The sequence below is a fragment of the Xanthomonas melonis genome (genome assembly GCF_020783655.1).
In the GTDB taxonomy this organism is placed as follows: Bacteria; Pseudomonadota; Gammaproteobacteria; order Xanthomonadales; family Xanthomonadaceae; genus Xanthomonas; species Xanthomonas melonis.
In genome coordinates, this window is record NZ_JAJGQH010000012.1 from 162,318 (window position 1) to 176,327 (window position 14,010).

Here is a 14,010-nt window from a genome sequence, read left to right on the forward strand (position 1 = left end):
CTCCCCCGAACCCATTCCATGGCTGGGGCCCGGCGTCGGGCCCAAGCGCGAACTTTATACTGCAACGCTGATTGCTTTCCGTGCGCTGCGCCTTGCTGGCGCGAAGCGGCGCTGCGGCAGATAATCGTTTCACTTTAAACGGTATCCACTCATGTCCGACATCGTCATCGTTGCTGCCAAACGTACTGCCATCGGCTCGTTCCTCGGTCAATTCAACGGTGTGCCCGCACCGACGCTGGCCGCCGCCGCCATCGAAGGCGCGCTGGCGCAGTCGGGAGTCGCGCCGGCCGATGTGTCCGAGGTGATCGTCGGCTGCGTGCTGCCAGCCAATCTCGGCCAGGCGCCGGCGCGTCAGGCCGCGATCGCGGCCGGCATTCCCACCTCCACCGGCGCCACCACCATCAACAAGGTCTGCGGCTCGGGCATGAAGGCCATCATGCTGGGGCACGACCTGATCAAGGCCGGTTCGGCCAGCATCGTGGTCGCCGGCGGCATGGAGTCGATGAGCAATGCGCCGCATCTGCTGCCCAACTCGCGCACTGGCAATCGCTACGGCAATTTCCAGGCGGTCGATCACATGGCCTGGGATGGCCTGACCAATCCCTACGACGGCCAGGCCATGGGCGTGTTCGGCGAAGCCACCGCCGAAAAGTTCGGCTTCAGCCGCGCCGATCAGGACGCTTTTGCAATCGCCTCGGTGCAACGCGCGCAGGCCGCACAGGACAGCGGCGCGTTCGCCGATGAGATCGTTCCGTTCACCGTGACCACGCGCAAGGGCGATGTCGTCGTCGATCGCGACGAACAGCCCGGCAAGTCCGATGTGGCCAAGATCCCGGCATTGAAACCAGCGTTCAAGAAGGACGGCACGGTCACCGCGGCCAGTTCGTCGAGCATTTCCGATGGCGCGGCGATCACCGTGCTGATGAGCGCCGACGACGCCCAACGCCGCGGCGTGACGCCACTGGCGCGCATCGCCGGCCACGTCACCCACTCGCAGGCGCCGGAGTGGTTCACCACCGCGCCGGTATCGGCCATCGAGTCCTTGCTCGGCAAGACCGGCTGGCAACTGGACGAGGTGGATCTGTTCGAAATCAACGAAGCCTTTGCGGTGGTGGCAATGACGCCGATCAAGGAACTGGGCATCGCGCACGACAAGGTCAACGTGCATGGCGGGGCCTGCGCACTGGGTCATCCGATCGGCGCATCCGGCGCGCGGCTGGTGGTGACATTGGTGAACGCGTTGCGCACCCGCGGAGGCAAGCGCGGGATCGCCACGCTCTGCATCGGTGGCGGCGAAGCGACCGCCATCGCTATCGAATTGATTTGACAGGATTTAACGGCGATTTTGCAAAAATGAATGCGCGTGCGCTTGACACCCGTCTTGTGGCCGTCATCATGTCGGGGGCGCGCAATAGCGCGTTGCCTAATCTAACGACGAGGATTGAAACAATGACCATCAACAAGCTGCTGATCGCAATGGCTCTGGGCCTGGCCCTGACCGCTTGCTCGAAGCCGGAACAGGCTCAGGACGCTGCTGCTTCGGCTAACGAAGCTGCTGCCGAAGCTCAGACCGCTGCCGACCAGGCTGCTGCCTCGGGCTCGCAGTCGGCTGACGCCGCTCAGGCTGCTGCCACCACCGCCGCTGCTTCGGCCGACACCGCTGCCGACGCTGCCCAGGCCGCTTCCGGCGCCGCGACCGACGCTGCTGCTGAGCAGGCTGCCGACGCTGCCAAGACCGCAGAAGACACCGCCGAAGCTGCCAAGGACACCGCTGAAGAAGCCAAGAAGTAATCACTTCTTCGCTGTAAGCGCGTTCGGAGAAAGCCGCTGGTTTCCAGCGGCTTTTTCTTTGCCCGCGTTTTCTCGAGCGCGTTGTCCGGCCCAACCACGCGCCCCGGCGCTGCCCGCCAATCCATCACCGTTCCGTCTGCCGCGCTACCCGGCCCTGGCGAGCTGCGCCTTGACGCAGGCTGCATCGGCCCCTGCCTAAGCTCGGCTTTCCAACACCGGAACAGGAACAGGACCACCATGAAGACGATCCGCATGCTGTCGTTGAGCGCCATCGCCACCCTCGCCCTGGCCGCCTGCCAGGGCCCGGACGCCGAGCAGGCGCGCCGCGACGCCGCCTCTGCCGCCAAGCACGCCGCTGCCGCGACCGAACAGGCCGCCGACCGCGCCGCCGTGCAGGCGAAGGAAGCCACCGCCGATGCACGCGTGGCCGCACGCGAGCTGGCTGCCGATGCCAGCCGCGCCACCGCCAACGCCGCCGATGCCACCGCCGACAAGACGCGCGAGATGGCCGACAAGGCCGAACGCAACGCCGATCAGCACGATGCCGAGCATCCGGAGCACTGACGTCCACGCCCGGGTTCCACCGTGGCAGGTGCGCGCCGGCCGATTCGTGCCGGCGCGCACGTCTGGGGCCGTGCCGGCCCTCGTGTTGTCCAGGCCGGCACGCTAGCATTGCGCATGCCTTCCTCCTTCGCATCGCGTCGCCGCAATCGACTGGCGCTGATCTTCTCCGCGCTGATCTTCGTGGCCATCGGCATCGGCATCTTCGTCGGCGCACGCCGCTCGCTCTCCGATGCCGCGCTGGTCTCCCATACGCATGAAGTGATCGGCAGGGTCGACGAGATCCAGGCGCGCCTGCTGGATGCCGAATCCGCGCAGCGCGGTTTCCTGCTGACCGGCAACGAGGCCTATCTGCTGGACTACCAGACCAGCGTCGAGCGCCTGCCGATCCTGCTCGACAATCTGCGCCGGCTGATCGTCGACAATCCTGCGCAGGAGCAGCACCTGGATCGGCTGCAGACACTGGTGCAGACCCGGCTGCAGCAGATCCAGCGGGTGCTGGACGTGTATGCGCAGAGCGGCCTGGAGCCGGCCCGCGCGAACATCCGGCAGACCGCCTTCCGCACCACCAGTGCCATCCGCGAACAGGCGCTGACGATGGTGCAGCGCGAACAGGAATTGCTGGCCCAGCGCGCCGAGAGCAGCCGACAGAGCGCAACGCTGCTGTTGGTACTGGCCCTGGCCGGCATTCCGTTCGGACTGTTGGTCGTCGGTGCGGTCAACGCGCTGTTGATGCGCGAGTTGCGGCACCGCGCCCAGGCCGAGCGGCTGGCCGCTCAGGCCAACCGCGAGCTCGGCGATAGCGTGGCGGCATTGCAGCGCAGTACCGCCGATCTCAACCTGCTCAGCCGCTACACCGGCCTGTTGCAGAGTTGCGTCAGTGCCGAAGAGGCGCTGGACGTGACCAGCCGTACCCTGGCCAGCCTGCTGCCTGGCATCGCAGGAAGCGTGTATCTGCTGCGCGCCTCGCAGGATCGCGCCGAAGCGATCAGCCACTGGGGTGAGCCCCTGGTGCAGAGCGCGCCGCATCTGCTGCCGGAACAATGCTGGGCACTGCGCCGCGGCCAGCCGCACACCGTCGACGATCTGCGCCGCGATGCACCGTGTGCGCATATCGAGGCGCCGGATACCGCGATGCCAGTCGCGACGGCATGCCTGCCGATGTCTGCGCAAGGTACCCAGCTCGGCTTTCTGTTCCTGTCAACGCCAGGCCCCGGACCGATGCCGCGGCTGGAAATCGCCGAAGCCGCCGCCGAGCAGCTGTCCCTGGCATTGAGCAATCTGCGCCTGCGCGAGTCGCTGCGCCGGCAGTCGATCCGCGACGCGCTCACCGGTCTGTACAACCGCCGCTACCTGGAAGAATCGCTGAGCCACGAGTTGGCCCGCTGCGCGCGCCGTGGGTTGCCGTTGTCGGTGCTGATGCTGGATGTCGACCACTTCAAGCAGTTCAACGACAGCCAGGGGCATGCCGGCGGCGATCTGTTGCTGGCCGCGGTCGGCGAGCTGCTGCTGACCCGGCTGCGCGCCGAGGACGTGGCCTGCCGCTACGGGGGCGAGGAATTCACCGTGATCCTGCCCGAAGCCGATGGCGAAGAAGCCATGCGCGTGGCCGAGCAGATCCGTGGGCATGTCGCGGCGCTGGCGGTCAGCGACGGCCAGCGCGCGTTGCCGCGGGTGACCGCCTCCATCGGCGTGGCCAGCTTCCCCGTCGATGGCGAACTCGGATCCAGCCTGATCCAGAAGGCCGACGCTGCGCTGTACGCGGCCAAGCGCGGCGGCCGCAACCGGGTGGAGCGCCATGGCGCCGCTGCGCCTGCGCTGGACTGAGCCGGCACGCCGTCGGCTCCGGATTGCGCAAGCCGTCACAAAAAAGATCGATTGACGCGGCGATAGTCGGCTTCGACCCCCGAAGCGAGGCAATCCGATGTCGATGTGGCGCGATCAAGGTCCCAACAAGAAAGACGGCACTCCTGCAGCCCCCGAGATTCCGGCCGCAGATGGACGGCTGTTCACCGCAGACGCCAGCCCCGCCCCGCCGGTGCCGGCAACCGCCGCTCCCGGTCCGGTGCCCACGACCGCCCCGTCACCGCGCCCGGGCGAGGCCAAGGAGTCACTGATCGCCGCCGACATCAGCATCGAAGGCAAGATCGAAGGCGCCGGTCATGTGCGCCTGGCCGGTCGCTTCAAGGGCGATGTCAACGTCAAGGGCGATCTGACCATCGAACGCGGCGCCAAGCTCAACGGCGGCGTGCGCGCCAGCAAGGTCATCATCGCCGGCGAGCTGGAAGGCAATATCGAATCGGCGGCGCAGGTGGAGTTGCAGACCTCCGGGGTGCTGGTCGGCGACGTCAAGGCCGGCAGTCTCACCGTGGCCTCGGGCGCGCGCATGCGCGGCCAGGCTGACTTCGGTTGGGGCGAGGACGCGGCCAAGTCCGCCGGCGGCGGCAAGACCAACGGCAGCGGCAATGGCAGTCGTGATGGCGACGGTGGCGGCGACAGCGACGCCACATGAGTGCACCCCGCCCGGGCACGCCCGGCGCCACGCGCAGCTGCCCGCATTGCAAGGCCACCATCCTGGAAAGTGCCAGCGTCTGCCCGGCCTGCAAGCACCATCTGCGTTTCGACTCGGCGGCTGCGCAACACGCGCAGCCGGCACCGATCGTGCCACTCAAGGTGGACGGCACCATTCGCCATCCCGCCACGGACGCTCCGTGGGAATACACGGTGGTGGTGATCGTGCGCAACGGCAAGGGCGAGGAGATCCGTCGCCAGGTCGTCGACGTCGGCGCGATGCTGGGCGGGGAGGAACGCGGCTTCACCCTGGCGGTCGAGGCGACGGCGGTACGTGCACCGGGGCGGCGCACACGGCATTGATCGCACGGACGCCGCCTGCCACGCAGCAACGTTGCCGTCGCTGATTCGGTAACGCCCGCGAGCCTGCGGCGGCCGCGTGGCCCAGGTGCACGCCGCTGCGTTCTGCGCGCCGTGCACGCGTCCGACGTCCCAGGCGCCATGCCGCTGACGCCTGCAACAGGATCGCAGCCGCTGCCTGCAACCTGCCTATCGCCGTTCGGTGTTCGGTGTTCGGTGTTCGGTGTTCGGTGTTCGGTGTTCGGTGTTCGGTGTTCGATAGATACACAAGCGTCTGCCGCTCGCCACTGCCGCCGGTCGCTTCGGCAGCGCAGGCGCACCACAACGACCGCGCCCGGTTGCATCGCACAGCCTGCTTCGATCTGCCGGCGACCATTCTCACCGGCGCGTATGTCGGTGCGTTCGTGGCACGCCATCGCAACGCATGCCTTGAACGCGGCCGCGCGGCTTCAGCGGCCAGGGTCCGACACCGAAGAAGTGCCAGCATGCAGCGTCGCATGCGCGGACCGATGCGGACACGGACAGCCGACGCCACAGGGACGTGATCCAGCGCCTCGCAATCCCACCGGCCCGTAACGCTGCTGCATGCTCCGCCCTGCCCTGCGGATTCGCAGACAGCGGGCGCGCGTCGTTCCCATTCTCAGGATCTGCACACCGGCTTGGCCAGAGTTGAGCCATGCGCAACGGCAACGACACACGCGGCGATCTGGTGGTGCTGGGACCCGAAGGGCTGTATTGCCCGCAGGGCGACTTCCATATCGATCCCTGGCGGCCGGTGCCGCGCGCGGTGATCACCCATGGTCACGGCGATCACGCGCGCGGCGGCATGGAGGAATACCACTGCACGCACGAAAGCCTGCCGATCCTGCAATGGCGACTTGGCGCGCAGGTCTATCACACGCACGCCGATGGCGAAGCCTTCGCGCTGGGCAATGCGCGCGTGTCGCTGCATCCGGCCGGACACGTGCTCGGTTCGGCGCAGGTCCGTATCGAGGTGAATGGCGAGGTCTGGGTGGCATCGGGCGACTACAAGCGCCAGCTCGACCCCACCTGCAAGCCATTCGAGGTGGTGCCGTGCGACACCTTCATCACCGAGGCGACCTTCGGCCTGCCGGTGTATCGCTGGCCGGAGACTGCGGCGGTGGCCGCCGACATCGTTGCCTGGCGCCGCGAATGCGCCGAGCGCGGCGAGGCCGCCATCCTGTATTGCTATGCCCTGGGCAAGGCGCAGCGCGTGCTGGCCGAGCTGCGCGCCTGGGACACGCAGCCCGCGCTGCTGCATGGCGCGATCGCCACCGGAGTAGAGGTGTATCGACAGGCCGGCGTCCCGATGCTGGACACCCAGCCGGTCAGCGAGCATGCGCGCGGCGCCGACTATGCCGGCCAGCTGGTGCTGGCACCGCCTTCGGCCGCCGGCAGTACCTGGATCCGTCGCTTCCGGCACGCGCAGCAGGGATTCGCTTCCGGCTGGATGCGCATTCGCGGCAACCGCCGCAGGCGCAACTACGATCGCGGCTTCGTGGTGTCCGACCACGCCGACTGGCCGGACCTGTTGCGTACCATCGACGACACTGGCGCACGGCGCGTCATCGCCACCCATGGCAACACCGATGCACTGATCCAGCACCTGCGCGAGCGTGGTGTCGCAGCCGAAGCCTTCCGCACCGATTTCGGAGCCGAGGAATGAACCCGCTGCCCGCACGTCGCGTTGGCCGCGCGCGCACGCGCCTGCGCCTGAGCGGGGCGCTCGCGTTCCGCCGGCACGCATTGGCGTTTCGCGTGCATCGCAGCGCGCCGGCCGCTGTGGTTGGCCCACCGCGCCCGCTGCGTCGCCCGCGCCCGCTCACGGCATTCACACGGCGCGCATTGGAATTGCGCGCGGCGGATAAACGCATGCCGGCAAAGGCAGTGCCGTGAAACGGTTCGCTGCGCTGTACCGCACCCTGGACCGCAGTACCGGCACGCTCGACAAGCGTGCCGCGCTGGTCGCCTATTTCCGCGAAGCCGCGCCGCTGGATGCGGCCTGGGCGCTCTACCTGTTGGCCGGTGGCAAGGTAGCCGGCAGTCGCATGCGCATCGCCAGCAGCAGCGAGCTGCGCGAGTGGATCACCGACACCGCCGGCATCGCCGATTGGTTGGTGGCCGATAGTTACGATCATGTCGGCGATCTGGCCGAGACGCTGGCCTTGCTGCTGGACGACCCGGTGAGCGAGGCCGCCGATCTGCCGCTGGCCGAATGGATCGAACAACGGCTGCTGCCGATCGCCAACCAGGACGTGGAGCTGCGCAAGGCGTGCATCGTGCAGGCCTGGCGCAGCCTGGCCTTCGACGAGCGCCTGGTGTTCAACAAGCTGCTCACCGGCGCGCTGCGGGTGGGCGTGTCGCAGCGGCTGGTGCAGCAGGCCCTGGCCGAACTGTCTGGCGTGGATATCGCCCGCATCGCCCAACGCATGCTGGGCAGCTGGCGGCCGCATCCCACCTACGTGGCCGATCTGCTGACCAATGAGGAGCTGCCCGGCGATCGGCAGCAACCCTATCCGTTCTTCCTCGCCTCGCCGCTCGAGGCCGAGGTGGACACGCTGGGCCCCATCGACGGCTGGCTGCTGGAATGGAAATGGGATGGCATCCGTCTGCAGCTGATCCGGCGCGCCGGCGAGGTGGCCCTGTGGTCGCGCGGCGAGGAACGCCTGGACGGACGCTTCCCGGAAATCGAACAGGCCGCAGCGCAGTTGCCAGAGGGGACCGTCATCGATGGCGAGCTGCTGGCCTGGCAAGCGGAGCACGTCGTGCCGATGGCCTTCACTGCACTGCAGACGCGCATCCAGCGACTCAAGCCCGGGCCCAAGACCCTGGCCGCCGCGCCGGCGCGCGTGGTCGCCTACGATCTGCTGGAGCTCGATGGCGTGGATCTGCGCCAGCGCCCCCTGCACGAACGACGCGTTCTTCTCGAGCGCGTGCTTGCCGCGCTGGCTGATCCGCGCATCGTCGCCTCGCCGTTGGTGCAGGCCAGCGATTGGCAGGTGGCCGCGCAGCTGCGCGTGCAGGCCCGCGAACGCGGTGTGGAAGGGCTGATGCTCAAACGCGCCGACTCGGTCTACCAGGCCGGCCGCCGCCGCGGCGACTGGTGGAAATGGAAGATCGACCCGCTCACCATCGATGCGGTGTTGCTGTACGCGCAGGCCGGCCACGGCCGCCGCAGCACCTTGTACACCGACTACACCTTCGGGCTCTGGCACGAAGGCCAGCTGGTGCCGGTCGCCAAGGCCTATTCGGGATTGGACGATGCCGAGATCCTGCAGCTGGATCGCTGGATCCGCGCCCACACCACCGAGCGCTTCGGGCCAGTGCGCGCGGTCACGGCGCACCATGTGTTCGAGCTGGGCTTTGAAGCGGTCAACCGCAGCGCGCGGCACAAGTCCGGCATCGCCGTACGTTTTCCGCGCATCCTGCGCTGGCGGCAGGACAAGCCGATGTCCGAGGCCGACCATCTGAGCAGCCTGCAGGCCCTGGCGCGGTGACGGCGACGCAGCAGATGCGCGGCACGCCCCTGCAGCAGTGGCGCGCCTGGTTCGCGCAACGCGGCTGGACGCCGTTGCCTTTTCAACGCGAGGTGTGGAAGCGCTATCTCGATGGCGAATCCGGGCTGCTGCATACGCCGACCGGCAGCGGCAAGACGCTGGCAGCCTTCGGGGGTCCGCTGCTGGAGGCGTTGGCCGTGCGCGGACGCAAGCCTTCAAGCACAGCCGTCAGGCCCGCTGCCAGCGCACGCCGGCAGCAACAACGCAATCTGCAGGTGCTGTGGATCACGCCGCTGCGCGCCTTGGCAGCCGATACCGCGCGTGCGTTGCGCGAGCCGGTGGACGCGCTGGGACTGGAGTGGCAGGTGGGCCTGCGCACCGGCGATGCCAACGCGCGCGACAAGCGGCTGGCACGCAGCGGCAAGCTGGATGTCCTGGTCACCACACCCGAATCGCTGGCGCTGCTGCTGTCGTACCCGGACACCGCGCCCCAGCTGTCGACGCTGCGCTGCGTGATCGTGGACGAGTGGCACGAGCTGTTGGGCAACAAGCGCGGGGTACTGCTGCAGCTGTGCCTGGCGCGCCTGCGCGGCTGGGCGCCGGCACTGCGCATCTGGGGCCTGTCTGCCACCCTGGGCAACCTGACGCAGGCCCGCGATGTGCTGCTGCCGCACCTGCCGCAGGCCGCGCTGGTGTCCGGCGTCAGGCCGCGCGCCATGACGCTGGAAACGCTACTGCCCGACAGCGGCGAGCGTTTCCCGTGGGCCGGCCATCTGGGCCTGGCACAACTGGCGCGCGTGCTGCAGAAGATCCTGCAACAGAACACCAGCCTGGTCTTTACCAATACGCGCGCACAGGCGGAATTGTGGCACCAGGCCCTGAGCGCGGTGTGGCCGGAAGATCCGGCCACGCTGGCGCTGCACCATGGCTCGCTGGACCCCGGCTTGCGTGCGGCCGCCGAGCAGGGCCTGCGCGAGGGCAGCCTGCGCTGCGTGGTGGCCACCTCCAGCCTGGATCTGGGCGTGGATTTTCCGGCGGTGGATCAGGTGTTGCAGGTCGGCAGCCCCAAGGGCATTGCGCGGTTGCTGCAACGTGCCGGCCGCGCGCGTCATCGTCCCGGCGAATCCGGCCATGTGGTGTGCGTGCCCTCGCACGCCCTTGAGCTGGTGGAATACGCCGCCGCGCGCCGCGCGATCGACCACGGCCATATCGAAGCACGCCCGCCGCCGCGCCTGTCGCTGGACGTGCTGGCGCAGCATTGCGTCACCCTCGCGCTCGGCGGAGGCTTCGATGCCGATGCGCTGTTCGCCGAGGTGCGCGGCACCGATGCCTTCGCAGCGCTGGACAGCGTCACCTGGAACGCGGTGCTCGACTTCATCGTGCAGGGCGGCAGCGCGCTGGCGCATTACCCGGATTTCCACAAGGTGGTGCGCGACGACGCCGGCGTCTACCGCGTCACCGACCGCCGCGTCGCACTGCGCCACCGGCTGTCGATCGGCACGATCACCAGCGATGGCAGCGTGCGTGTGCAGTTCCTGCGCGGCGGCCGGCTGGGCGCGGTGGAAGAACAGTTCGTCGGCCGGCTGCGACGCGGCGACCGTTTCCAGTTCGCCGGCCGCCTGCTGGAGTTGGTACGCCTGGAAGACATGACCGCCTACGTGCGCGTGGCCAAAGGCGGCAGCGGCGTGGTGCCAAAATGGATGGGCGGGCGCATGCCGCTGTCGTCGGCGCTGGGACGCGAGGTGGAAGCGCTGTTCGCCGACCCTGGCGATGCGCCGGAGATGCGGGCGCTGGCGCCGCTCCTGCAGCTGCAGTCCACGCTATCGGCCTTGCCCGGCCCACATCACCTGCTGGTGGAAAGCATCAAGGCGCGCGATGGCAGGCACGTGTTCGTGTATCCATTCGCCGGCCGCCAGGTCAACGAGGGCCTGGCAGCGCTGCTGGCCGCGCGCTGGGGCCGCCGCCAGCGCAATACCTTCAGCTTCGCGGCCAACGATTACGGCTTCGTGCTCTCGCCGGCACAGGAGGTGGCGATCGATGCCGGCCTGCTGCAAACGCTGCTGTCGCCGGCCGGCCTGTTCGACGATCTGCGCGACAGCCTCAACCTGGGCGAGCTCGCACGCCGGCAGTTCCGCGAGATCGCACGCGTCGCCGGCCTGCTCTCGCCATCGTTGCCCGGGCGGGCGCCGCGCAGCCTGCGCCAGCTGCAGGCCTCCAGCGGATTGCTCTACGACGTGCTGCAGCGCTTCGACCCGGGACATCTGCTGCTCGCCCAGGCCGAGCGCGAAGTGTTCGAAGGCCAGCTGGAACTGGCGCGCCTGGCGCACGCGCTGGAGGATTGCGCGCGCCGCGCATTGTGCCTGCGCGCGCCGCGCAGCCTCACCCCGTTGTCGTTTCCGCTGTGGGCCGAACGCGTCCGTGGCCAGCTGAGTACCGAGGACTGGAAGTCACGCGTGCTGCGTGCAGCCGAACAACTGGAGCGCAGGCATGGGCGATAGCGTGCAGTTGCAGCTGGGCGGCGAAACGGTGGAACTGCTCGGCGAGCGCGCGTTGTACCGGCCGGCGCAGCGCGCGTTGCTGATCGCCGACCTGCATCTGGGCAAGGCCGACGTCTTCCGCCGCGCCGGGATCGGGCTGCCCGCGGGTGGCACTGCACACGATCTGGAGCGCCTGGATGCATTGCTCGATCAACGCGCTGTCCAGGCGCTGTGGATCCTGGGCGACCTGCTGCATGGCCCGGCACCGCGCGCGGCCTGGCATCGGCGCTGGAGCGCATGGCGCGAGCGGCACTGCGCCCTGCGTGTGATCGCGATCCGCGGCAATCACGACCGCGCCCTGGCCGGCGCGGACCTGCACATCGAAGCGGCCGGCGAGCAGGTGCAGGATGGGCCGTTCGTGCTCCGCCACGATCCGATGCCGCATCCCACCGGCCATGTGCTGTGCGGGCATCTGCATCCGCTGGCGGCACTGCCCGGGCTGGCGCGGCGCTGGCCGGCGTTCTGGTTGCGCGAACGCGTCACCATCCTTCCGGCGTTTTCGCACTTCACCGCAGGCGTGGTACCGACCCTGATCGAGGGCGAACGCCTGGTCGCCTGCGTGGAAGGCGATGCGGTGGCCCTGCCGGTGCGTTGAACCGACACCGTGGCGGCTACACCGTTGCACGATCGACCGATCGCCGACTGTGCAGGTCACGCGTGCCGCCGGCCCCTCGTCGTCGGCAGTCTCGCTCGGGAAGGCCAAGCCTTGCCATGCTGCGTTGCCCCTCAACGCGTCATCGACGGAGCCGCCTGGGTGACGGCTTGCTGCGACTGCTCCAGCGCCTGCTGCTGTTCGCGTGCCTGGGCCTGGGTCTGCTTGATCATCTGCAAACGATCGAACGACTGGATCTCTGGTGTCTGCACGGCGTCCACGCTTGGCATATGGGCACGCTGGTGAGCTGGGTCATTCAAGGCGCCCTGCACGACGAAGACCCTTTCGCCGCCGGCCAGCTTGGACGTGGGGTTGTTGAGAACGACATGGTCCACCCGCGACAGCCCTTCCTCTTTTGCCAGCGCAAGCAGGCTGGCGGTCATGCGCTCACTTGATGCGTCCCACTGCCTGCCATGTTCGGTATCGAGCTTCTGCACGCCGCCCTTGATCTGCTGGTACATGGCGTGGTCTGGGTGGCCTGGCTGCGAGGGCAACAACGGCGTTTTCTGTGGTGGCAAGGGCGAATCATGGCCGACTGCACTCTGCTTCACATCAGGAGAAGTGATGTCGCTGATGGTTTCCGGTTCCGGTCGACCCTGCTTGCGTTGTAGCGGTGCAATATGTTTATCGTAGTAGTCGCCGTAATATTGTTCGTACGTCTTACTCGGTCCAACCGAAGGTTGTTCCGTCTTGAAGACCTGGGCAATTTGATTCAATGCGGCATCGCGTGTGATGTGGCCTGCCATTTGCTGATCTGCAATTGCTTGGTACTGCTGTGGCCTGGTGCCGCTTCCAGAAATTCCGATGTCTGGTCCCTTGTGATTCAGAATCTCACGCCGAATGAGTGCATTGCTAAGCGTTGCTGCAGCTTCGCCACGGAGCATGCTCGTAACGTAGCCAATCTTGGAGGACTGATTGGATTGCTCGGAAAATCGATGATGCCCAATTTCATGCGAAAGCGACCGAGCGATGCGCGCACCGTTTCCGACTGCATTTTCGTCAATCACCACTTGCGTGCGAGGAACGAGATAGGTGCCCGCACCAGCAGCCCCCCATACCACAGCAATGTTGTCCCGATTCAACTGCGCAAGGCCTGCCTGAAGTGTTGGAGACCTCTGCAAGAAAGGCGTGACCGAAGGATCCGATAGCGGAGACGAAGGCTTCCCGGAAGCGGCTCCTGACACCAGTTGCTGCGGCTGTGGATACTTCGACTCGTCGACACGTTCCATCATGCACTCCGTTGCGGGTGACCCACCTCAGCAACCTACTTCTTGCTAATTGTGACGTAGCTCAGGCTGGACTGATCTTCGCTCAGCCCAAAGATGACAGTTGCCGTTTCCGTCTGCATCGACCAATAAGCGCTGGAACCGGCAGCATCTGGGCGCGGTGGATAGAGAGACGCATCTGGCGAAGGCATACCCTCGAACTTCGGGCCAGGCGACGAAAAGTCGAGCACGAGCGTCGCATGCGAGGGCGCATCCCGAGTGCTGCGAAGCTCAATGCGCTTCAAGGCGGTACCGGCAAGCGCACCACCCTCACCTCGCCGCACCACCATCGCGTCTTGCGACTCGCCGGGGCCGAACTGCGTTTGAAGCTGAGCGTTAAGTGCTGCGACATCCTGGAAGTCAGTAGCGATCAACCGATCGACATCTTGCTTGAGGCGTTCCGTCACGTCTTTGCTCCTGGTTTCAACGGAGGGCTTTGCAGCCGCTACGGCTGACTGATCGCGTGGAGTGCTGGGAGCACATCCCGCATGAAAGCTGCAGAGTGCCAACAGCGCAACTGATAACGACGCTGCCTGAGGAAAGGCAACACGTCCCTGGTTAACTTGCCGTCCATGGGATTTCCCAGGGTGAAGGGCCATCTCTCTGATCCTGCGCTAAGAGCGTCGCTGAAATTTAACACGTCGATGCCCCCCGCATCGGGCGGCGGCAGCAATCACCTCGCGGGGTTCTGCGTGTGCAAGATCTGCTAGCTGTGATCTCTCAGTAGGTTGTTCATCCGGGGCTGATCTGGAAGATGGGGGTTACCAAGCCAACCCAGCCCCCAGGAGCCCCGGATGAACATTCATAAACAGGAG

The 14,010-nt window shown here is 67.2% G+C and carries 13 protein-coding genes; 11 read left to right on the forward strand and 2 right to left on the reverse strand.

Annotated features, from left to right (window positions below):
• The first annotated feature begins 151 nt into the window (after positions 1-151).
• The 11 genes from LL964_RS13590 (at position 152) to pdeM (ending at position 11,873) form a co-directional block, all read left to right on the forward strand.
• The gene (locus tag LL964_RS13590) at positions 152-1,327 is read left to right on the forward strand and encodes a thiolase family protein (protein ID WP_104588109.1); all 1,176 of its coding nucleotides are present in this window, start codon (positions 152-154) and stop codon (positions 1,325-1,327) included.
• Positions 1,328-1,449: 122 nt separating this feature from the next.
• Entirely contained in the window at positions 1,450-1,791 is a 342-nt protein-coding gene (locus LL964_RS13595) for a hypothetical protein (protein WP_104588110.1), read from the forward strand.
• Positions 1,792-2,028: 237 nt separating this feature from the next.
• The gene (locus LL964_RS13600; protein ID WP_104588111.1) at positions 2,029-2,355 is read left to right on the forward strand and encodes an XAC1346 family secretion chaperone; all 327 of its coding nucleotides are present in this window, start codon (positions 2,029-2,031) and stop codon (positions 2,353-2,355) included.
• Positions 2,356-2,469: 114 nt separating this feature from the next.
• Positions 2,470-4,179, forward strand: coding sequence for a diguanylate cyclase (locus LL964_RS13605; protein ID WP_104588112.1), 1,710 nt, complete (start codon positions 2,470-2,472; stop codon positions 4,177-4,179).
• Between the two features lie 97 nt (positions 4,180-4,276).
• Positions 4,277-4,864: a bactofilin family protein gene (locus LL964_RS13610; protein WP_104588113.1), complete on the forward strand. Its 588-nt coding sequence runs from the start codon at positions 4,277-4,279 to the stop codon at positions 4,862-4,864.
• Positions 4,861-5,226, forward strand: coding sequence for a hypothetical protein (locus LL964_RS13615; RefSeq protein ID WP_104588114.1), 366 nt, complete (start codon positions 4,861-4,863; stop codon positions 5,224-5,226). The genes LL964_RS13610 and LL964_RS13615 overlap by 4 nt, the downstream gene beginning before the upstream one ends.
• Positions 5,227-5,899: 673 nt before the next feature.
• Positions 5,900-6,910, forward strand: coding sequence for a ligase-associated DNA damage response exonuclease (locus LL964_RS13620; protein ID WP_104588115.1), 1,011 nt, complete (start codon positions 5,900-5,902; stop codon positions 6,908-6,910).
• Complete coding sequence (locus LL964_RS13625; RefSeq protein ID WP_104588116.1) at positions 6,907-7,140, forward strand: hypothetical protein; 234 nt, start codon at positions 6,907-6,909, stop codon at positions 7,138-7,140. The genes LL964_RS13620 and LL964_RS13625 overlap by 4 nt, the downstream gene beginning before the upstream one ends.
• Entirely contained in the window at positions 7,137-8,741 is a 1,605-nt protein-coding gene (locus tag LL964_RS13630) for an ATP-dependent DNA ligase (RefSeq protein ID WP_104588117.1), read from the forward strand. Before LL964_RS13625 ends, LL964_RS13630 begins: the two co-directional genes overlap by 4 nt.
• Positions 8,742-8,755: 14 nt before the next feature.
• A complete protein-coding gene (locus LL964_RS13635) occupies positions 8,756-11,239 on the forward strand; it encodes a ligase-associated DNA damage response DEXH box helicase (RefSeq protein ID WP_104588132.1) in 2,484 nt (827 codons plus the stop codon).
• The gene (gene pdeM / locus LL964_RS13640) at positions 11,229-11,873 is read left to right on the forward strand and encodes a ligase-associated DNA damage response endonuclease PdeM (protein ID WP_104588118.1); all 645 of its coding nucleotides are present in this window, start codon (positions 11,229-11,231) and stop codon (positions 11,871-11,873) included. The genes LL964_RS13635 and pdeM overlap by 11 nt, the downstream gene beginning before the upstream one ends.
• Positions 11,874-12,004: 131 nt before the next feature.
• On the opposite strand, the gene LL964_RS13645 is transcribed toward pdeM, so the two are convergent.
• Positions 12,005-13,159, reverse strand: coding sequence for an XVIPCD domain-containing protein (locus tag LL964_RS13645; RefSeq protein WP_228329452.1), 1,155 nt, complete (start codon positions 13,157-13,159; stop codon positions 12,005-12,007).
• A 35-nt stretch (positions 13,160-13,194) separates the two neighbouring features.
• Positions 13,195-13,602 (reverse strand): hypothetical protein, encoded by a 408-nt coding sequence (locus LL964_RS13650; RefSeq protein ID WP_228316379.1) that lies wholly within the window; start codon positions 13,600-13,602, stop codon positions 13,195-13,197.
• Positions 13,603-14,010: the final 408 nt, after the last annotated feature.